This window comes from Galbibacter sp. L-19 (assembly GCF_056857615.1).
On sequence record NZ_JBSXNL010000018.1, the window covers coordinates 1 to 20,583 of the forward strand.

The 20,583-nt window shown below is 35.3% G+C and carries 17 protein-coding genes and 1 pseudogene; 13 read left to right on the forward strand and 5 right to left on the reverse strand.

The window, feature by feature from the left end; translation table 11 throughout:
- Window positions 1–1,184: 1,184 nt before the first annotated feature.
- Window positions 1,185–2,366 (forward strand): Shedu immune nuclease family protein, encoded by a 1,182-nt coding sequence (locus AC13CQ_RS00625; protein ID WP_456866782.1) that lies wholly within the window; start codon window positions 1,185–1,187, stop codon window positions 2,364–2,366.
- Between the two features lie 306 nt (window positions 2,367–2,672).
- Window positions 2,673–4,280 carry a TlpA family protein disulfide reductase gene (locus AC13CQ_RS00630; RefSeq protein ID WP_456866784.1) on the forward strand — a complete coding sequence of 536 codons (1,608 nt, stop codon included), beginning with the start codon at window positions 2,673–2,675 and terminating at the stop codon, window positions 4,278–4,280.
- A gap of 73 nt (window positions 4,281–4,353) precedes the next feature.
- Here the strand turns inward: AC13CQ_RS00630 and AC13CQ_RS00635 are convergent, their stop codons facing one another.
- Window positions 4,354–5,319 (reverse strand): IS110 family RNA-guided transposase, encoded by a 966-nt coding sequence (locus AC13CQ_RS00635; protein WP_482882632.1) that lies wholly within the window; start codon window positions 5,317–5,319, stop codon window positions 4,354–4,356.
- 238 nt (window positions 5,320–5,557) lie between these two features.
- A pseudogene (locus tag AC13CQ_RS00640) lies at window positions 5,558–6,064 on the reverse strand (IS110 family transposase); the annotation flags it as partial.
- A 13-nt stretch (window positions 6,065–6,077) separates the two neighbouring features.
- Here AC13CQ_RS00640 and AC13CQ_RS00645 point away from each other — a divergent pair.
- On the forward strand, window positions 6,078–7,049 hold the full coding sequence (locus AC13CQ_RS00645) for a hypothetical protein (protein ID WP_335587976.1): 972 nt from the start codon (window positions 6,078–6,080) through the stop codon (window positions 7,047–7,049).
- 152 nt (window positions 7,050–7,201) lie between these two features.
- Here the strand turns inward: AC13CQ_RS00645 and AC13CQ_RS00650 are convergent, their stop codons facing one another.
- The gene (locus AC13CQ_RS00650) at window positions 7,202–8,887 is read right to left on the reverse strand and encodes a tetratricopeptide repeat protein (protein ID WP_474507524.1); all 1,686 of its coding nucleotides are present in this window, start codon (window positions 8,885–8,887) and stop codon (window positions 7,202–7,204) included.
- Window positions 8,888–9,197: 310 nt separating this feature from the next.
- Between AC13CQ_RS00650 and AC13CQ_RS00655 the strand changes: the two genes are divergently transcribed.
- The 7 genes from AC13CQ_RS00655 to AC13CQ_RS00685 all read left to right on the forward strand — a co-directional run bounded on the left by AC13CQ_RS00655 (window position 9,198) and on the right by AC13CQ_RS00685 (window position 14,075).
- Window positions 9,198–9,896: a hypothetical protein gene (locus tag AC13CQ_RS00655; RefSeq protein ID WP_474507523.1), complete on the forward strand. Its 699-nt coding sequence runs from the start codon at window positions 9,198–9,200 to the stop codon at window positions 9,894–9,896.
- Between the two features lie 96 nt (window positions 9,897–9,992).
- Window positions 9,993–10,793: a helix-turn-helix domain-containing protein gene (locus AC13CQ_RS00660; RefSeq protein WP_474507522.1), complete on the forward strand. Its 801-nt coding sequence runs from the start codon at window positions 9,993–9,995 to the stop codon at window positions 10,791–10,793.
- 92 nt (window positions 10,794–10,885) lie between these two features.
- Window positions 10,886–11,728, forward strand: coding sequence for an RteC domain-containing protein (locus AC13CQ_RS00665; RefSeq protein ID WP_456866800.1), 843 nt, complete (start codon window positions 10,886–10,888; stop codon window positions 11,726–11,728).
- Between the two features lie 344 nt (window positions 11,729–12,072).
- Window positions 12,073–12,351: a helix-turn-helix domain-containing protein gene (locus AC13CQ_RS00670; RefSeq protein WP_008615716.1), complete on the forward strand. Its 279-nt coding sequence runs from the start codon at window positions 12,073–12,075 to the stop codon at window positions 12,349–12,351.
- Between the two features lie 4 nt (window positions 12,352–12,355).
- A complete protein-coding gene (locus AC13CQ_RS00675) occupies window positions 12,356–12,898 on the forward strand; it encodes a hypothetical protein (protein WP_335587981.1) in 543 nt (180 codons plus the stop codon).
- Window positions 12,895–13,557, forward strand: coding sequence for a P-loop NTPase family protein (locus tag AC13CQ_RS00680; protein ID WP_335587982.1), 663 nt, complete (start codon window positions 12,895–12,897; stop codon window positions 13,555–13,557). Before AC13CQ_RS00675 ends, AC13CQ_RS00680 begins: the two co-directional genes overlap by 4 nt.
- 191 nt (window positions 13,558–13,748) lie before the next feature.
- The gene (locus AC13CQ_RS00685) at window positions 13,749–14,075 is read left to right on the forward strand and encodes a helix-turn-helix domain-containing protein (protein WP_335587983.1); all 327 of its coding nucleotides are present in this window, start codon (window positions 13,749–13,751) and stop codon (window positions 14,073–14,075) included.
- 125 nt (window positions 14,076–14,200) lie between these two features.
- Here AC13CQ_RS00685 and AC13CQ_RS00690 read toward each other — a convergent pair whose 3' ends face one another.
- Window positions 14,201–14,917 (reverse strand): SOS response-associated peptidase, encoded by a 717-nt coding sequence (locus AC13CQ_RS00690; RefSeq protein WP_335587984.1) that lies wholly within the window; start codon window positions 14,915–14,917, stop codon window positions 14,201–14,203.
- A gap of 134 nt (window positions 14,918–15,051) precedes the next feature.
- Between AC13CQ_RS00690 and dinB the strand changes: the two genes are divergently transcribed.
- Both dinB and AC13CQ_RS00700 read left to right on the forward strand, forming a co-directional pair.
- Window positions 15,052–16,266 (forward strand): DNA polymerase IV, encoded by a 1,215-nt coding sequence (gene dinB / locus AC13CQ_RS00695; RefSeq protein ID WP_335587985.1) that lies wholly within the window; start codon window positions 15,052–15,054, stop codon window positions 16,264–16,266.
- 4 nt (window positions 16,267–16,270) lie between these two features.
- Entirely contained in the window at window positions 16,271–19,228 is a 2,958-nt protein-coding gene (locus AC13CQ_RS00700) for a DNA polymerase III subunit alpha (RefSeq protein WP_474507840.1), read from the forward strand.
- Between the two features lie 36 nt (window positions 19,229–19,264).
- On the opposite strand, the gene AC13CQ_RS00705 is transcribed toward AC13CQ_RS00700, so the two are convergent.
- Window positions 19,265–20,068, reverse strand: coding sequence for a GIY-YIG nuclease family protein (locus AC13CQ_RS00705; protein WP_417197957.1), 804 nt, complete (start codon window positions 20,066–20,068; stop codon window positions 19,265–19,267).
- A gap of 248 nt (window positions 20,069–20,316) precedes the next feature.
- On the opposite strand from AC13CQ_RS00705, the gene AC13CQ_RS00710 reads away from it, so the two are divergent.
- Window positions 20,317–20,583, forward strand: a 267-nt coding sequence (locus AC13CQ_RS00710; protein WP_482882633.1) for a hypothetical protein, incomplete at its 3' end; no start/stop codon positions are given.

A 20,583-nucleotide genomic window follows, 5' to 3' on the forward strand; every position in this document is an offset into this window, starting at 1 on the left:
GATTATAACCATACAAGTTATTTAATACATGCTCTTTCTAGAGGTGGGTCAATTTAGACAGGAATACCCGGGTCACTTTAAATAGGATTCAGTGGGTCACTTTCGCAGGATTACATGGGTCAGTTTGGCAAGAATTTCCAACATTTAACTCAAACCTTTACGGATAATGATTATTTTTTTAATTGTATGATTTTGAGTTAATCAGGTCACTTTGATTTGGGAGTAAAGCTGTTTTTAAATTTTAAAAATAATATTTTTTCTCTAATGAGGGAAGGAATTATCTTACTTGTTTAAAAATTATAGGTATCAAAAAGTTATTAAAGATTATTGCATATAAGTGGTTTGAAAGCGTAAAATGAACAATATTCTAAGTTATTTTATCATAGGCAAATGGGATATGTCTGGTAAATTAGTATATTAGATTTGTATAACAAGAACCGTACGATGGGAGACTATCACGTACGATTATGTGAGAGGCTCGGAGTGAAACTCCCCTTGTCTACTCGACGTGTGCTGTGAGTGGGGGTATAAACCTCACGCAACTATTTATAAGATGGTGGAATCGACCCACCAGAATCGGCTTATAGGAGTTGGTTCTAAACCACTTCTCTAATGCATTCAAAGTGATTTGTTTGTGTGAAGCGAGAGAAGAAAAGGCAGACTGAATCTGTCAGGTGTTGATAAAGGAGATGAGCGAAAGCGAACCTTTCGATGAAGCGTCGAGAAGACAAAATATGTTGTCAAAACCGACAAAGGTCGAGTTCTCAGGGACAAGGATAGCGGAAACCTATTTACTGGCTATTCGGCAACCGTCGTATAGGAGGCATGACTTTTATCTGGGCTTATAGATGGAACGCAGGAAGCCTTACATTAATGTAAAAGGGAAATATCAAGCAGAGCAACTGTAAGATGATTACCAATGTAGTGTAAGGTGGCGGACTAACTCGTAGTAGTGAAGAAACTCCTGTAATGGGAGTGGAGCAAAGGGGTTAGCTAATTTAAAATACGATTTGCCAACTTGAAAGAGGATGAGCTTATATTTGTAGATTGAATTAGAAGAGCCGTATGATGGGAGACTATCACGTACGGTTCCCTTTGAGAGGGGAAGGGAGAAACTCCCTTTTCCTATTCGACGCCTAAGCGTTAGCCGCAACCTAGAAACTGACCTAAACAACCATTAGTAAATGAGTAATTTTAAGTTAACCAATTATGAGATAGAGAAACTTTACAATCATTCTGTTGATAAAGGCAATATAGAAAAAGGTCGTTTTTTTCAAGTTCTGTTCAATGATGATGACACTGGTTTTGATATAAAACTATCATCGCAAATCTATATGAGAACAGTTTTTTATCCTACTAAAAATGATATTGAAAGCTTAGAAATCATTAAAGTAAAGAATGGTAAAAACACCGAAAGAATTTTATTTTCAAAATTTAATTTTCAACAATTAGAATTATTTCTACAATTTCTAAAAGATGTGGATTTAAGTTCAATTTCTGATAAAAAGCTAAAATTAGCAGATAATTCTCTCGATATTTTAGACGAGAATACTAAAAAACAAATAGCAACTTTGTTAAGTGGTGAACAAGGAGCAGAAACTATACAAAATCTTTTAAATGAAGGTGCAATAACAAGTGAGGATATTATAAATACAGGGTATAGAAAAGCACAATTGAAGATTTTTGAAAGATTATTAACGGAAGAAAAATTTTTGCAAGATTACAAAAGACAAGAGAAAAAAATCTCCGAATTAATCTCAGATTTTCAAGCAAAACAAACAAAACCAATTGACGAAAAATCTAAAGATGAAATTGCTTGGCAATATTTCTTTAATAAGAATCCTTGGATTTTTGGTTATGGATTAGATTATAGATTTCAAAATATCTTACAGAAAGAATTTTCAGCGTCAGATACTGATGCTTCTGGAAAAGGACAAGTAAATACTGACTTTTTGATGGGAGATAATAACTTTACAACTTTCGTTGAAATCAAAAAACCGAACACTGATATTTTTGACAATAAATTGAACCGTTCTGGTAGTTGGAAATTATCTAAAGAATTGACTTATGCAGTATCGCAAATTTTAGAACAAAAAACACGAGGAGAACTTAAAATTAGGAGCACAAAAAATTTACCCCTATCAAATGATACGTATTTAAAGCAAGAGTCGTATGATTCAAAGTGTATTTTGATATTTGGAAATTTAGAAGATGAAATTGCAAAATGTAGTGAACCTCAAAAAGATGTGATGAAAAGAACCTTTGAATTGTATAGGAGAAACTCAAAAAATATAGAAATTTTGACTTATGATGAATTATACGAGAGAGCCAAATATATTTGTAATATAGAAAAAGGCAGTAGCTAACACCGGTAACTGTTGCACAACTCTAAATTTATAAGAAAAGAGGATTATCCTAAATTTTAATAATAGGTAAGTTGTTGTTTTCTAGGTATATGTTGTTTTAAAGAACTTCTTTTAATTAGAAAATTGGTTAAAAAAAAGCTTGTGCAACAGCCACACCGTATAACAACAATTGCGGCTTTGTGTCCTACTGACACAACCGCGCAAGCATAAAAGTCGGTAATTTTATTTATCTTAGTTTTAAACGATCCGCAACTGATTGTTATACAAACACGTTAGCCGATCTTGATGTACTTAAAATAAACTAAGATGATTAAGAAACTACCATTTATAATTCTATCTCCTTTACTCCTATGCTTTTTGATCGTTCTAAGTTGTAAAGAAAATGAAAAGCTTTCAGAAGTGTCTTCTGTAGTGGAAAAGGAAGAAGTGGAAGTAGAGGAACCGTTAAATCCCTCTTCCAACTTTGTAGTTTTTACAATAACTACCAATGATAAACACGATTTGGATGGCTTGACCTTACTTGATTATTCCAACTTAATTGGCAGTCAACCTTCAGAGCTTCCGCAAGATTATTTCAAAAAGTCTGGAGATTCTGTTCATTTTGTTCTGAAGGAAATTAGGCACCCTCAGGTCATGGAGATTTTTAACCTAACAGTATCAAAAAACAAGACAAGGTTCCTGGTTAGCCCCGGGGATACTATTCATCTTAATTACATAAATGGTGATTTCAAATTTTCGGGGAAAAACGCAGCTCATTACAATTTTTATGGCGGGCTTCCATATTCTGACTATGCGGAAACACCGTATCTAGGAGATCTTCAGCAGTATAAAATGAAGGTTGATAAAATTTACAACAGTAGAAAAGCTTACTTTGACAGCTTTGTTCAAGACAATCCAGAAGTTTCTGAAGCATTTAAAGAACAGGTCGGGGCGGAATTAAAATTTGAGTACTTATATAACTTGATCGCTCCACGAACAGTTAAAGTTAAAAGCGCGGAAAATGCCTATGTGAATAACATGGATGGAATTAGCGCCGTCCTCACAGATTTGCGCATGGTCGGGGAAAAAATTTTGAACCTTGAATCTTATTTCAATGGAGTGACCATTGAGGATTTTCAACAACCAGAGCTGGTGAACAATGATTATTTTAAGCGCAGTCTTGTTGATTTCATAAGGCACTATTTTGCTCAAAATGAGGTTCCCGGATACACACAAGAAAATTTACAGAGGGAACTTGAGTTTATTGACGAAAATCTTCAAGGGGAATTAAAGACAACTGCTACGGGAAAACTGCTCTGGGAATATCACAGAAAAGGCTTTGGTAGAGGGAAGGAAGACCGGGAGTTCTTTAAAGGAGTAATAGCTGATTATAAGGATGAGTTAATAAGACCTTCTTATTTAGAGGAAATTTCCTACATAGAGAAGGAATTAAACTTAATGAACAGCAGCCTGCCCGAAGCTATGCTTCAGGACAAACTGGTGAACCTTCAGGGCGATACATTGACAATAGGCGAGGTACTGGACGGCACAAAAGGGAAAATAAGATATCTTGATTTTTGGGCTACCTGGTGCCCCCCTTGTATAGCTGACTTTAAAGCTTCCACCAATTTTAAGAAGCGGCTTTCCTCGCAAGGAAATGTTCAATTTATATACATTTCAGTTGAAAAGGATTTGGAGGACTTGAGGGAAAAATCAGGATCGCTAAAGGAATATCTTTCTTCAGGCGAACAGTTTAAACTTTTAAATGTGGATGATTCCAGAATACTTTCATTCCTGGGGGTCCGTGGGGCAAATGACAGAATAGCCATACCTAAATATACGGTGATTGATGGAAACGGAGAAATAAGATCAAGCAGTGCACCAAGGCTGGCGGATTCTGTAGCGGTTGAAAAACTTTTAAATAGTATCCAGTAAAGATAAAAATTGTAATGAGCAAGAACTCAGAAAAACCTACACACAACAAAGAACTGAGTTAAAAAACAAGTTTTTAGTTTAATTTCGACACAAAATTTTCATCATAGGGCAATCCTGATTTTGCGATTGCAAAAGCCTGTTTTAGCAATTTGTTTGCCACAGCTATTAAAGCCAGTTTCTTGCTTTTTCCTTTGGACACTATTCTGTCAAAAAGAGCTTTGCACGCTTTATTGTGCTTATATGCAGAAAAAGCTGCCAAAAACAATAAGTTCCTAAGCTTTTTGTTCCCAACCTTGCTAATTCTGCTTCGACCTCGTACACTGCTTCCAGACTGCCGTATTGTTGGGGTAATCCCCACATAACTGCAAAGTTGCGAGGCCGTTTCAAACTTTGAAAACCCATCTGTCACTACAATTAAAAATAAGGCCGTTTTCATTCCTATACCGGGAATACTTTGTAGTAAGGATAATTGATGCTGTTGGTCCTGTTTCACCAGTTCCAAAAGTCTTGCTTCTAATAATGCTATTTCTTTCTTCAAGTGTTTCAAATCTCTTTCAAGTGATTTGAAAACCGTTTTTGATGGGATCCCCAATGCTTTTTCTCCGTGGATTTTATTCTTGGTTGCCGTACTCTTTTTCACGTAACTATCCAACAGCCTAAAGAGTTGCAGGCATTCACTTTGGACATCGGTTAAGGCATTGTACAAAGGGACATCATTGACCATTCCATACTCAAAAATAGCTTTGGCATCGCTCTTATCGGTTTTTACCTTGGCCAATTTCATCTGAATGAACCGCTTTACCTGTAAAGGATTTACAACAGCAACCGAAACTCCCGATTTATAAAGAAACTGAGCCAGTCTGTAATGATAATAACCGGTAGCCTCCATCACTACCAAAGCGGTCTCGGGCAATAGCTTCAACAGATCTTTAAATCCTCTGGGATCATTTGTAAATTGAAGATGCCCACAGGGTTCACTATAAATGTCAAATACATCTTTACTGATGTCGATTCCGTAAATTTCTGTAACTTTACTCATAAGAACTGATTTTTGGAAAGAACAAGGCTACTTTGCTTTCAACAACTTAAAAACGAGATCTAAAGTCTCATAGAACTGAACGAAATTGAAGTAGAAAAGAGCGGGGATTATCAATGTTGACGGAATCAAAAGTTCCACTGGTAACCTTAACCTTACTCCGCTCTTTTGTTCTTTCTGATTTATAGCTAAATTTAATGAATTGTAAACTTAAGAGAACTGAGGTAAAATCCTTTGGTTTTTACCTCAATCTTGAAACAAAATTTTCATCATAAGGGATTCCATTTTTCACAATAGCAAAAGCTTGTTTAAGTAGTTTATTACACATGGCAATTAATGCTAACTTTTTACTCTTTCCTTTTGCAACAATAAGCTCGTAAAGCGCCTTACATGCGCGATTATATTTACATGCATTAAAACTACACATGAATAGTAAGTTTCTAAGTTTAGGGTTACCCATTTTACTGATTCTAGGTCTACCTTTTATACTCGTTCCAGACTCTCTCGTGGTAGGTGTAATACCTGCATAACTACAAAGTTCACTGGCCGATTTAAATTGCTTAAAACCATTTGTAAACACCAACAACATTAATGCAGTTTTCTCTCCTATACCTGGAATTGATTTTAATAAAGTGGCTTCTTTTTGATACTCTAATTTTACTTTTTCAGACAGTGTAGCTTCCAGCTTCACAAGCTCTTTATCTATATTTTTTAACTGTCTTTTTAAAGATTTCAAAACCTCAACAGACAAGAAAAAAGAATTGACGCTAGCAGTTAATTTACTTTTTGAATTAGCAGAGCAAAAAAATGCTTTGCAGAAAGAATCTTTAAAACAATTGCTTAGAACTACTGGGACACCTGAAAATCCTACAATTCCAATAACTAACACACTAGCTTTTCATGGAGAGACAAGAGCTTATGTATCTGAAAATGCTGGAACCCTAGTTGAAACTGTTACAGGGGCGGTGAAAAAATTTATAGGTGGCGATGCAGAAGGAATAGTTGACGGCATTGGAGAACTAGTAACTGGAGGCTTAGAAGCTATTTTAGGTGCTGGAGAAGGTACACAATCAGAAATGCATTCTTACTATATAATAGTAGATGGACTTTCAATAACAAGGTTTGATATTATGGCCTGGCAGCGAAGAATAGAGGCGACTGGAATTACAACTGCAATTGAAAATGCAATGACTTTTACTGCCGTAAAATCTAGCGTTGATGTTGATAAAATAACATTCAATACTTTTTTACAAGCGTATAAGGAACAATTGATGAAAATGGATTTTAATGATAAAGAACTTTTAGATTTTATCAAAAGATCGAAAGAGATTTTTGAACTTTTAAAAGATGCAAATTCAAAAAATCAAGAGCTTATACCATCTGTGGCTTCAGAACTTATCAATCCTGCTACTATAAATAGAATTGATTCGACTGAATCAGTTTCTTCAGGACTTTCTCTTATGTCTTCTTTGCAAAAAGGTTATACTTATTCATTTAGATTAACTTATGAAGTTTATGAGGGTAAGGAATACAAAGGAACCGTAAAAACGGATTGGGAAGTATATTTTAAAGGACATCACCACGGAGTAAGACCTTCGAATAGAGATATTCAGAGACAACTAGTAGTATTAACTGGAGAAGTTGAAACTTGGTGTGAATTAAATGATATTCCTTTCCCAGGGGCTGAGGATATTCTAGCAAATTATCAGCTGGACACAAAATCATCCCATTAATAGGTATTTACTTGATGAAAGAGTAAATTTGGTCAGAAGGGAAATTTAGTTTCCTTATCTGACCATTTTTTTCGTAGTATTGTTTTTTTACGTGTATTTTAAGAACTAAATATTCTACATTTATATAAAGTACATTTAGCAGGCTTTAATTTTTAATGGGTACTTTTTGTACTTAATTTTTCAATAAAGAATGCTGGTGTAATGCCTGTGTTTGCTTTAAACGCTGCTACAAAGCCTTGTTTTCCTGTGAATCCTACTTCTTTGGCTAAGGCATCATATTTATAGTTTCGGATGAGGGTATTTGATTTTAATAGATCAATCAGATGGGCTATTTTAAGGCTGTTGACATATTCCTTGAACCGCATTTCTCGATGTTTTAAAATTAGTTGGGATAGGTATCTGGTATTGGTATCAAAATCAGCAGCTACTTTGGCTAGCGTAATATCGTCAGCCAGGTATCGCTTCTTATCTTCAAAGTTGTGTAATTTCTGTAAGAGATCAGTTTCTACTTCAAGGTTTAATTGATAATCTGTTTTTTTATGGTGTTCTTTTGAAGTTTTTTTTAATGGAAGTTTATGGTTGGTTGCCATTAATTGCTCAAAACGCTTCTTGTATAATTTTTTTAGATAGAGGTGACGGTTAAATATAAAAATGAGGAGAATACTTACTAAAATGAGTGCAAAATACAAGATCCTCTTACCGTGTTTTTCTATAAAAAGTTGACGCTCTGCTTTTTGTTTTTCTTGCCGTAATTTTTGAGTAGTGTAGATACTTTCCTTGTGAATTTTATAGGAGAGGTATCTATAGTATGTATTGATCAAGTCATCAAATTCCAACAGTCTTTCAATATAATAAAGCTTTTCTTTGGGTTGGTTTTTAGAGTCGTAATAATTAATTAATAATTCGAAGGTTTCCCTAAGGTCAGGGCGGAGGTATCCAGTATCTTCATAGATACGGTCTACCTTTAGAAGGTATGCTATTGCATTGTCTGATTGTTTTTGCTCTAGATAATTCTTGGCAATGAAAAAATAGGCAATACTCAAATTGGTACTGTCTTTAAGAATAATGGAATCGTTAATGGAGGCTTTAAGAAGCTTGAGAGATGGTATATAGGTTTCTTTATCAAATAGATTGATACCTTCGGAGAGCTTAAAATAAGAGTCCATAACGTGCATGTCCATACGTTTAGCTTCCTTTAGTCCGAGGGTATTTATGTCAGAAGCTGATGCGTAATTTTTCATTTGATTGTAACAAAGCCCCAATGAATGTAATGTATTCAGATACGGCCTAGGATAGGAGTCTTTGAAAAAGGCCAGACATTCTTGATATAAGGAAACAGCTTCATGGTAATAGCCTAGGAAATATTTAGCCATGCCGAGATGGTATTTTGTTTTGTACGTCAGGTAGGTGTCTGAGGAATTGATTAAGAGCTCATTAGCCTTTAAATAATAATCCAATGCCTTGTCATGTTGTTTTAATCCATAATAGACAATTCCTTTGGTGAGGTAACTACTTCCTATAAGTGTTGTGTCCTTGGCAAGGGCAGCGGTTAAAATCATACTATCAGCATAGACTAGTTGTAAATTCTTTGTTCCGTGATGGAGGTAGTTTTTATATGCATTAACAATCTCTACAGTATTGTTTTCACGCTTAGCTTTTTCCAAAAAGACTTTTAAATAACCTCGTTGTTGTGCACTTAAAGGATCCGAATTTTTGATACTATCAAAAAGGATATCGTAGGAACGGTTCGTTAAAGGTACAGGAGCTATCGGTTTATTTTGTTGGGAGAATCCCCAATATTGAAATAAGCATAAGAAGAATAAGTAGTAGTATTTCATTGTATAGGTTGATTTGACCATAGTATTTTAGCATACTATGATAGTAAAGTGGTAAAAAGTATTTAATATCTTAAAAGTAGTATAAATCTTTGAAAATCAGTAATTCGGTGGTTTTTGTAGGCGTATGATTTTCTGAAAATCATAGTTGGTTTTCGGAAAATCAAATAAGAAGTGATTGTTTGGCTTATTTCAAGCTTTTAGTTTTACGGGGAATTCAAAAACAATAGGTAGTCTTGTCATGACTGCCATTCTGCTTACCCGGGTAAACTGAACAAGAATAGAAGTTTCAGTATTACAAAAACTAAAAAGCATGAAAACAATTAAAACCTATTTCATTTTAATGACGATACTGGTTTCTTGTAGCAAGGAATCCGTAGAGATAGAAGAAGAAGTCTTAAAAACACCGTATTTGGTTACTGCTACATCCGGAGCAACAGATTCATTGGCTTATTATTATAATCAGCTTCAGGAGGAGTTATTAGGAGCACAAACAGGATCGTTAGTCGCTACTCAAAAATATGAAGCGATAGCTGCACTTTGTACAGACACATTTGGAGAGTATCTTTGGCAATTGCCTAGTCCCGTTTCAAGGGATTCGACAGAGATTCGATTCAATGATATACTGGATAATTCACAACTCAGTATATTAGCTAAAGATCGTATGCGGGCAATGACAGAAACATTGTTACTAGCTGAAGATTTCAGTGGACTTCCCCAATTATATGATAGTTTTAGGGGTGAAATTGAAAATGATCCGTTATTCACTTCTGAGGACAAAAGAGTGCTCTTGGGGACTTTATGGTTTATAACCGAGCTAAATAAAGAGGTGCCAACCCCCAGTGTTCTGAGTGAGGGAGATGATGACGATGATGATGGTGGTGGTCGGGAAGATGAGGATTGGAATATTTCCATTGGACACATATACAATTGGTTAGAAGGAGATTTGCAAAGCAATGCGCAAGGGATTCACAATGCACTTATTCTAAGTGTAGCCAATGATAACGAATGATTACATAAACAAGGGTTAAAGCAGTTATGAATACTGTTTTAACTCTTTGTATAGTATACCTATTACAGCAAATGGAGGTAAAACCCACATTTAATAATGGCTATGGATTTTTTTATAATCCAATTCCAAGGAGACGTAGCATTTACAAAACAATATAACAACTGTTATTTGTTATGTTTGGTGCATGCAGGTCAACTAACAGTGCATATTAATAAGGATCTGCAAATCCTAAAAAGGGGACAGTGTCTACTTGTTAAAATTCCTCATTCTCTTACCCTTAATATACATGGTCATGTGCAGTTGGCATATGTAGTTGTCAGTGATCTTGATTCCTTAAAAAGGTTTGGAGTATCATTTCCGTTATTGTTTTTATATGGCACGATAGAGTGTCTTGTTGTCATTTCTTTAAACAAGCAACAAGGGCAACTTATAGTGGGATTGTTGGGGTATCTTTGGTATAGGAGGCAAAGAATATCATCTATTTTGGAAATGGATAAAGAACCATTCTCCATGGCTTGGCAGTTACTGTTTTTTGCATTGTATGAAAACCTGCCTCTAAAACCCCATGAAAAAGCCTCACGACAAACGCGGTTATTTTTAGCATTTCTAATGGAAGTAAAAGAAAATAAAGGCAAAGAGCATCGCATTGGATATTATGCAGGGAAGTTATTTATAAGCACCAATTATTTGTCAAAAGTCGTTAAACAAATAAGTGGGAAGTCTCCACGCTACTTCATTGTGAATACTATCCTTTTGGAATCCAAAAGCCTTTTTAAAAAACACAAGCCTCTCAAAGAAATTGCAACTACTATGGGATTTAGTTCGGTGCATCATTTTTCAGCTTTCTTTTCTAAGTATACAGGAATGTCACCGAGTGCTTTTATAAAAAGAATGTAGCCATACCGTTTTTAACCTAAGCAAATTAATCGGGAACGTACCGCTGTAAAAAAGGGTAAACACTTCCATAAATCACTATTAAATAAAAGATAATGGTGGAAACGTATCAAGAAATTGTTGAACGGTTTCAAAAGAAATATGATCAATTACAATTAGCATCCTTTAACTCATTTGATCAATTAGAAGAGGGGGTTGAACTATGTTACCAATGTCTACAGCACCTTAAACGAAAGGTGCTTTTGGATGGGTTTCAAAATGAAATAGAAGAAATCCATTTTTTCAAAACTCAAAAGACACGGCCAGAATCCTATTTGTATTACCTCTATAAAGTACGTGCATACCAACTTTTACTACCACAACTAGATGTTGATGAGCAACAACAATTTTTGAAAAAAGAATTACGAAAAATCAATAAGTTTTACGCAAAACACCGCGAACTGATTTATTATATGCATCGAAATCGTACCGATATGGATGAATACTATTTTACAAGAATAGAGAAAAGAGCTTATGTTAAGTTAAAAGAAAACCGATACAGGGATAGGGATTTTTCAACCCCATATGATATGTTGTGGGCACGTATTAAAACCACGCAATTGTATGCTAGCTTTATTGAGGTTGAATGCCAGCACTTAAAGCTGCAATCAAACCATTCCTATATACAGAGAGTTAAAGGAAAAGAGCTAAAATGGACGGCCTCTAAAACGGCTCTTATTGAATTAACCTATGCCCTGTATTCCAATGGTGCTATTAACCACGGTAAAGAAGACTTAAAAAGTATTGCCGTTATTTTAGAGAAAGTTTTTCATATCAACTTGGGTAATTTTTATAAAACCTATGCAGAGATGAAAGCCCGTAAAGGAAATAGGACACGTTTTCTACAAGATTTGGTGACCGATTTACAAGAAAAAATGAAAGAAGACGATGCTTTCTAATGTATGTTAATTTAGTAAACATGGTATTTTTTAGGGATACTATATTGGTGTTTTATAGAAAATTGGTACGTAACTACGATGGCACTACGATTTTTTATTCGACATACTAAAAAGATAAAATTGATTAGGTTTCTTGCACATGAATGTAAATAAGGAAGTCAAATTAACCAAAAGTACCCCAAATAAAAAGTGTTAAAATGTATTCGTAACTACGAACCTATACCGAAAGATTCTCATAGACTCCATCCAAATTTGTATCATGAAAGTCAAATCATGACAAAGTCGTCATTGGTTTATAAATACGTTTTCAAATGGCGGCTTTGTTTTTAACAAACACAAATTTTATGGGAGCAACAATTATTACTACCGAAGATCTGTATCAGTTTAAATTGGAACTGTTGGATGCGATCAAACAAGTATTACAGGAACAAAACGGAACGCCTTCTAAAAAGTGGCTCAAATCCAATGAAGTGCGCGAACTGTTGGGAATTTCACCAGGGACACTCCAAAATTTACGAATCAATGGGACACTGCCGTATACCAAAATAGGAGGGGTGTTGTATTACGATTATAAGGAGATTATGCAAGTGTTGGAAAACAATAAAATTAGAAACGGATTTTAAGCGTATGGGAGCAGGAGTAAATTACATTAAACAGCTTAATGCTACCTATGAAAAGTTCACTGAAGATAATCGGTTAAACCCGACACATATTAGTTTGTATATGGCTTTATTCCAATTGTGGAATGCCGCACATTTTATGCGAAGTTTTCATGTAATAAGAGGGGAAGTTATGCTACTTTCAAAGATAGGATCCAAAACTACCTATCATCGGTGTATAAAAGAATTGGATTGTTGGGGGTATTTACAATACAACCCCTCACATAATCCATTTAAAGGGAGTATGATTTGCATGACCATTTTTGGGACAACCGATAGACAAGTTATGTACCCTAGGCGTACCAATATAGGGACAAGTAATGAACCAGCCGTGGTATCTATTAACAAACCTATACAAACTTTAGAAAAGTATAAAAACACGGGCAAACATAATTTTATTGAGAATTTTGAATTTAAAAAATTGCGAACTAATAAAACCAAACAGCCTGTTGGCCAATTTTTGGATCACCTAAAAATTAGTACGGATAAAAATTACAACGAGCCATTGTGAGAAAGTATCAACCACATATCATAAGGGAGGGAGGTGTTGAATTTCATCTGGGAGAATTTCGTGGGGGACTTGTTTTGTATGATTTTAAAAAAATGCTGATATACCTTGATGCCAAAGGAAAACTTTTATTTGGAAAGAAGTTTCAGATTTACAAAGAAGATCACAGTATTTTGTACAAGCTTTTTGTGTATTACATCAAAGATGAAGCTTCTTGTAAGAAATTAGGAATTGATCTCGGGAAAGGGCTTTTACTATCCGGGCCTGTAGGGTGTGGAAAAACCAGTTTGATGAAACTGATGCGTTATTTAGTACCCCATCAAAAGCCGTATGAGCTTATTCCTTCTCGAAATATCGTTTTTGGATTTAACAATATCGGGTACCGAATAATTGAACAATATGGAGATCACCGATTTTATTGTTTTGATGATCTAGGAGTAGAACCTATTGGACGCCATTTTGGAAAGGATTGTAATGTGTTGGGAGAGATCTTGTTATCAAGACATGAATTGTTGATGGGGCATAAGGTAAAAACACATGCCACCACTAATTTAAATGCAAAAGAACTGGAGGCACGGTATGGAAACCGTGTACGCTCTCGAATGCGTGAGCTATTTAATCTGGTAGCTTTTGATAAAAAAAGTAAGGATAAGAGAAAATAACAGTTGGTTATATTTTAAAAAGAAAGCGATTTCTTTTCTAGAGAACCTTTAGAATGCATGAGTTGTTTATTCTCCATAATAAATCTATTTTTTTACTTTTCTTAGAATCGAGTTCGTTATAATTGGAAATTTATTTTGACTTAATTTATTGCAGTTATCTTCTCACTAGGAGGAAAGTAAACAATGATATCGTGGTTAAATTGGAAGGGTTGATTGAAAATTATCTTAAAAATGAAGCAATACATTCGGGGCTGCCTACAGTTAACTTTTTTGCAGAAAAGCTCAATATATCTCCTAATTATCTGAGTGATCTATTGAAAAATAGTACAGGGAAAAATGCGCAAACACATATTCAAGAATGTATAATAGATAGGGCAAAACAACTACTTTCGACCACGTGTTTGAGTGTAAAGGAAATAGCGTACGATTTGGGATTTGAGCATCCGCAATCATTTAGTACGATGTTTAGGAAAAACACACAACAAACACCCTTGCAATACAGAGCATTATTTAATTAAAAATTCACAATCTTAAACAATGATTATGAATAATAGCTAAGCCGGTGCTAACATTAAAGTTTTTAATCCTTACAAAAGGTTTGTCTTTCTCTCGATATGCTTTGTTGTATTTATATGTTTTTAGTCTACATTAATTCCTTGTAATTTACTTCTTTTATGACTTCTGAGGTATCCGAATCAATATGAGAATTAAGGACATCGCTGCTTACGGGGTAGGTATTTAATGGGATGGATTTGAAGATGCTGAATTCTTCTTTTAGGCTTTCTTCAGTTTGGAGTCTTAGCATATAATCTTTGTCTTGTGGATCAATACACATGGGCATACGTTTAGCACCATTGTGTATCTTTTCAAATAAGGGGTCAGCAGTAGTAGTGATTACGGAGCAAGTGAGTTGATTTTTCTGTTTAGTGTAGATGCCAAAAAGAGCGAACATTTCACTATTGGGACGTTCAAAAAAGAAGGGAATCGTTTTGCCATCTTTAGGTTTATGGGGTTCATAGAGCCCATCGATGAGAATTAAACATTTATGCTCTAAGAGCGCTTCATCTTTCCAATTGTAATAGTTTTGAAAAAATTTATCATCCCGGGTGTTTAAAGTACCGCCTGTATATTTTTTCCAGTAGGCTTGGAGTTCTTCTGAATAGTTTGGAGGTGCTATTCCCCAAGTAGCTAATTGAATTTCATCAGGATTCTCCTCTGTAATGACTAAGAGTCGACCATGGGAAAATCCATTTAAATGATAATGAACAGGAATATGTGATTCCTCTACTATTGTTTCCACATCAAAAATAGCTGCAATCTTTTCTGGATTCTTTTGCCTTTGTGAAATATGATAACACATATCTAACAGTTTATCATAAAGTTAAGGTTGATTTGTTAGATATACAAGTGCTGTAATTTAGAATTGTTCATAAATAAAAATGGAAATAATCCAATAAAATGGAATTATTCCTAATTTTGTAAAAAATAATAAAGATGGAACGCACAATTCTTCATTTGGATTTGGATACATTTTTTGTTTCCGTAGAGCGCTTGATTGATAGTCGCTTGCAGGGGCGTCCTCTTTTAGTAGGTGGTATAAGCGATCGTGGTGTTGTAGCTGCCTGTAGTTATGAGACTAGAGCTTATGGAGTACATAGCGGGATGCCCATGAAGATGGCAAAACAGCTGTGTCCAGAAGCTATAGTGATCAAAGGGAATGCTGGTGTCTATACCCAACACTCAGAACTGGTAACCGATATTGTTAAGGAAAGTGTTCCACTTTTTGAGAAGTCGAGTATTGATGAGTTCTATGCCGATTTATCAGGGATGGATAAGTTCTTTGGTTCTTATAAGTTTTCATCAGAATTGCGGAAAAAAGTCATCAAAGAAACTGGACTTCCAATATCGTTTGGGCTATCGGTAAATAAAATTGTGTCAAAAGTAGCCACAGGTGAAGCCAAGCCTAATAATCAATTAAAAATAGATTCAGGGTTTGAACGTCCCTTTTTAGCGCCACTTTCCATTCGGAAGATTCCAATGATAGGGGAAAAGACTTTTTTAACACTTCGAAATTTAGGAATTAAACAGGTGCGAACTTTACAAGAGATGCCCAAAGAAATGTTGTATACGGTACTTGGAAAAAACGGATTAACCATATGGGAACGCTCCTGTGGAGTAGACAACACCCCAGTAATTCCTTTTTCAGAGCGCAAATCCATTTCTACCGAGCGAACCTTTGACCGAGACACCATTGATGTGGCTATGCTTAAAGGTTTGTTAACTGCTATGACAGAAAACTTGGCTTATCAGCTTCGACGTGGTGAAAAACTCACCGCATGTATTGCTGTAAAACTTCGGTATTCTGATTTTCAGACGGTCTCCAAGCAATTGAAGATTCCCTATACGAGTGCTGACCATATCCTAATTGCTAAAGTATTGGAATTATTTCATCAACTATACAATCGAAGACTTTTAGTACGACTCATCGGAGTTCGTTTTAGTCATTTAGTACACGGAAATTATCAAATCCATTTGTTCGAAGACACGGAAGAGATGATCAATTTATACCAAGCTATGGATAATATACGCTTGCGTTATGGTGATAAAAGTGTGATTCGAGCTGCTTCCATGGGTGCTAGAACTATTGGTCGAATGCAGAATCCTTTTAATGGACAACCACCTACGGTATTAGCACATAGAAAACAGTAAAGCAATGTATTTAAATTGTCATTCATATTACAGCTTGCGCTATGGGACTTTTTCAGAAGTAACACTTTTGGAATTAGCGGTAGCCAATCATGTAAAGTACATAGCGCTTACAGATATTAATAATACTTCGGCCTGTTTGAATTTTCTTCGCAAAGCAGAGGAATTTCATATGCATGCAGTCGTTGGGATTGATTTTAGAAATGGGGTTGATCAGCAATTTGTAGGACTTGCAAAAAATAATGAAGGGTTTCAAGAACTGAATACCTTTTTATCAGATTATTTACATCAAGGGGAAAGAACATTTGAGCGCGCTCCTGACTTTTTAAATGCTTTTGTAGTTTATCCTTTTGAAAAAGTATTGGAATGGGAGTTAACGGAATTGAAGCCTTATGAGTATATTGGAATTTCTGTGAAAGACCTTAAGAAGTTACCTTTTTCTAAATACATAAAGTACCAAGATAAGCTGGTTTTTCAACAGCCTGTCTCTTTTAGAACAAAAAAAGACTTTAATGCGCATCGACTTTTAAGAGCCATTGCTAATAATACCTTATTGAGCAAGCTTTCAGTAGCTGAACAAGGCAGTCCTGATGATGTTATGTATCCAATGGATAACGTGTATGCATTGTTTCGGGAGTATCCTTTTATTTTAGAAAACACCGCTTTGCTTTTAAAACAATGTAAGGTTTCTTTTGATTTTTCAAAAGAAAAGCAAAGTCAGAATCAACACACTTATACAGGTAGTAGAGAAAAGGATCAAGAACTCTTAGAAAACTTGTGCCTTGAACAACTTGGTTATCGGTATCCTGATGATTCACATGCTGCATCTAAGCGAATGCAAAAAGAACTAGCATTGATTCATCAAATGGATTTTGTGGCTTATTTTTTAATCAATTACGATATTGTCAGCTATGCTAAAAAACAGGGATATTTTCATGTAGGGCGGGGGAGTGGTGCCAATAGTATTGTGGCTTACCTCTTAGGAATAACCGATGTAGATCCCTTGGAGTTAGATTTATATTTTGAGCGATTCATGAACTTGTTTCGTAGTACCCCTCCTGATTTTGATATTGATTTCTCCTGGCGGGATCGCAATGATGTAACTCGGTATATATTTGAGCGCTATAACCATGTAGCGCTTATGGGAACCTATGTGACTTTTAAATACAAAGGAGTCGTTAGGGAACTTGGAAAAGTGTTTGGACTTCCGAAGGAAGATATCGATCGTTTAAGTAGGGGGGATTTTACTTTAGCAAGTTTGGATCAATGGTCGAAATTAGTGCTTCAATATGGAAGGCTTATTGAAGGAATGCCTAATTATATCAGTGTGCATGCGAGTGGGATTTTGATTAGTGAAAAGCCACTTTCTTATTTTTCGGCCACATTTCTTCCCCCTAAGGGCTACCCTACGGTACAATTTGATATGCATATAGCTGAAGATGTAGGGTTACATAAATACGATATTTTGGGACAAAGAGGACTCGCTAAAATAAAGGAAGCTTTGGCGATTATTCGTTATAACAAGGGGAAAGAATTAGATGTCGAGATTCATGAAGTACAACGCTTTAAAAAGGATGAAAAGATCAATACTATGTTAAGTCATGGGCAATGCATGGGATGCTTTTATGTGGAATCTCCAGCAATGCGGATGTTGATTAGTAAATTAAAAGTGGATACGTATTTAGGACTGGTTGCTGCTAGTTCTATTATACGACCTGGGGTTGCCCAAAGTGGAATGATGCGAGAGTATATCCTTAGGCACCATGATCCAGAACGTATCAAACAAGCACATCCAGTACTCTTATCGATCATGCCAGATACCTATGGGGTGATGGTCTATCAAGAAGATGTAATTAAAGTAGCGCATCATTTTGCAGGACTGTCTTTAGGAGAAGCTGATGTGCTTCGTAGAGGGATGAGTGGTAAATACCGCTCCAGAGAAGAATTCAAAGCAGTAGAACAAAAATTTATTGAGAATTGTCGCCATAAAGGGTATAAGGATGCTTTAACTTTTGAAGTATGGAAACAGATAGAAAGCTTTGCAGGGTATGCCTTTGCCAAAGGGCATTCTGCTTCTTATGCCGTGGAAAGTTATCAAAGTTTGTATTTAAGAGCTTACTATCCTTTGGAATATATGGTAGCAGTACTCAATAATGGGGGTGGGTTTTACCGTCCTGAAATCTATCTCTATGAGGCAGAAATGCTTGGGGGTGTTATTCATTTACCCTGTGTGAATAAAAGCGCTATAGAAACCGTTATTGATGGTAAGGCTATTTATCTTGGATTTATGTTCCTAAAAGATTTTGAAGCGCGTTGTGCGCAACGGCTTCTTAAGGAGCGAGTGCATAATGGTGAATTTTTAAGCTTAGAAGATTTTATGGATCGCGTAACCATAAGCATTGAACAACTGAGTATTTTAATTCGTATTGGAGCATTTAGTTTTACAGGAATTGATAAATACGAACTGCTATGGAAAGCGCATTTTACCTTAGGACATCTCCAACGCTTTGACACCCAATATCCGCTTTTTAAATTGCAACAACGTTCTCATAACGTTCCTGTATTACAAACCACGAGTTTAGAAATGACCTTTGATCAATTGGAATTACTTGGGTTTACCTTAGAACGTCCATTTGAATTATTGTTAGAAATACCAGAAAGCTCTCTAAGTGCTGCTGATATGCCACGGTATTTAAACCGTAAAATTGATATTTATGGGTATTTAGTGACTACGAAATATGCGCGTACCAGCAATCAAAAAGAAATGTTTTTTGCTACTTTTATTGATAGTAATGGACTTGTCTTTGATGTGGTATTATTTCCAGTCATTGCCCAAAAATATAAGTTTAAAGGAATTGGGGTATATCGTATCTATGGTAAAGTGGTCAGTGAGTTTGGATACTTGAGTATCGAGGTAATTAAAATGCGAAAAGAAACCTATGTGCAGGATCCGAGGTTTGTATAAGAATTGTTTTATGATTGTAATTGAATTTGAATTGTTTTAGGGTCGATTGGTTACATACCGCACTAGGATTCTTTGAATATCACGATTGTTTTCATATGGGGTTATAAACTTTAATTGCGTTTGTTTTGGAGTGTTCATTGGACAAAAACCAAAGCCTTTGTAATTCCCATTTTCAATGTATACCAATCCCAGTTCATCTTCTGTTCTCCCTTCTAGCTCGATTAGACTCGTGTAGTCTTGAAGCTTGGTTTTGCTTACAAATTCATTTACACGCTGATTATAACTATCTGGAGCTTCCATGGATAGACAAGCACCAAAGCACATTTTGAGTTGGTATTGAAAACAAGATGATTTTGTTTTATACAACCCATTAATTTTCTGACAAAGTTGATATTTCTCTGTAATGCGAAAAAGCATTTCTTTGGCTTCATTCAGGGTGGAAAACGTAGTAATTACTTTGGACACTGAGGCAATCTTTCCAATAGTTAAGGCTTGATATCCATTCGTATTCGATAGAAACAACCCATATTGATAAATTTTTCGGCGTTGCGAACGGTTGTAAATAGGATGGTGTTTTTTAATAAGGTGTGACTCATAGAGCAATGATATAAGTTCACTTCCCATAAGCTCATAACTCACATAGTCGGTAAAGTGTTGTAGCTTTTGAGATTTGCGATCCTTCCCTGAAAAATGTTGTTTTACACGCTGTTGGATATTGATACTCTTTCCAATGTATATAATAGTTTTTTTAGCATCATAAAAAAAATAAACACCAGCTGCTTTTGGTAAGGATGCTATTTGATCATGTATATCGATTGCAATGCGTATTTCTATGGTTATTTATGAAAAAATTGTGTTTAGTACACTCAAAATCGCCCTTTTTTTCCAATTGTAAAAATACGGCATCCATACATATCAACAAATAGCTTCTCAAAAATCCTATAGTTTAAGTCATTTTATTATCAAATAGTAGTAATTGATTTTAAGCTATATTTTATTAACAAATAATTGATTATAAGTATTTTAAGTGTTTAATAGTTGTACTTTTTAACTAACGAAAACGAATCAAAAATTTAAACCGTTCCGTTATGAAAAGAGCAACTTATTTCACGCTATTATTCCTGCTGATTTCCAATACCATATTGGCGCAGATTGGAGGAATTGAAGATTCAGTCAATGATATTTCAAATACCATTCGAACCATATTTCCCATAATCCTTGGAGTGATATTCTTGGTGGGATTCTTATTCAATGCAGGACATTTCTTCGGAGAGAATGCTGATCTTAAAAAGGGGATTACTCGTGTGTTGGTCTTTGTCCTTATTGCTGGCGCTGTCGTTGGCATATTTACTTAT

Bases quoted from the DNA above. Each gene is read 5' to 3' on its own strand.
- AC13CQ_RS00625 (WP_456866782.1), top strand. From the start codon at position 1,185: ATGAGTAATTTTAAGTTAACCAATTATGAGATAGAGAAACTTTACAAT.
- AC13CQ_RS00630 (WP_456866784.1), top strand. From the start codon at position 2,673: ATGATTAAGAAACTACCATTTATAATTCTATCTCCTTTACTCCTATGC.
- AC13CQ_RS00635 (WP_482882632.1), bottom strand. From the start codon at position 5,319: ATGAGTAAAGTTACAGAAATTTACGGAATCGACATCAGTAAAGATGTA.
- AC13CQ_RS00650 (WP_474507524.1), bottom strand. From the start codon at position 8,887: ATGAAATACTACTACTTATTCTTCTTATGCTTATTTCAATATTGGGGA.
- AC13CQ_RS00655 (WP_474507523.1), top strand. From the start codon at position 9,198: ATGAAAACAATTAAAACCTATTTCATTTTAATGACGATACTGGTTTCT.
- AC13CQ_RS00660 (WP_474507522.1), top strand. From the start codon at position 9,993: ATGGCTATGGATTTTTTTATAATCCAATTCCAAGGAGACGTAGCATTT.
- AC13CQ_RS00665 (WP_456866800.1), top strand. From the start codon at position 10,886: ATGGTGGAAACGTATCAAGAAATTGTTGAACGGTTTCAAAAGAAATAT.
- AC13CQ_RS00670 (WP_008615716.1), top strand. From the start codon at position 12,073: ATGGGAGCAACAATTATTACTACCGAAGATCTGTATCAGTTTAAATTG.
- AC13CQ_RS00675 (WP_335587981.1), top strand. From the start codon at position 12,356: ATGGGAGCAGGAGTAAATTACATTAAACAGCTTAATGCTACCTATGAA.
- AC13CQ_RS00690 (WP_335587984.1), bottom strand. From the start codon at position 14,917: ATGTGTTATCATATTTCACAAAGGCAAAAGAATCCAGAAAAGATTGCA.
- dinB (WP_335587985.1), top strand. From the start codon at position 15,052: ATGGAACGCACAATTCTTCATTTGGATTTGGATACATTTTTTGTTTCC.
- AC13CQ_RS00700 (WP_474507840.1), top strand. From the start codon at position 16,271: ATGTATTTAAATTGTCATTCATATTACAGCTTGCGCTATGGGACTTTT.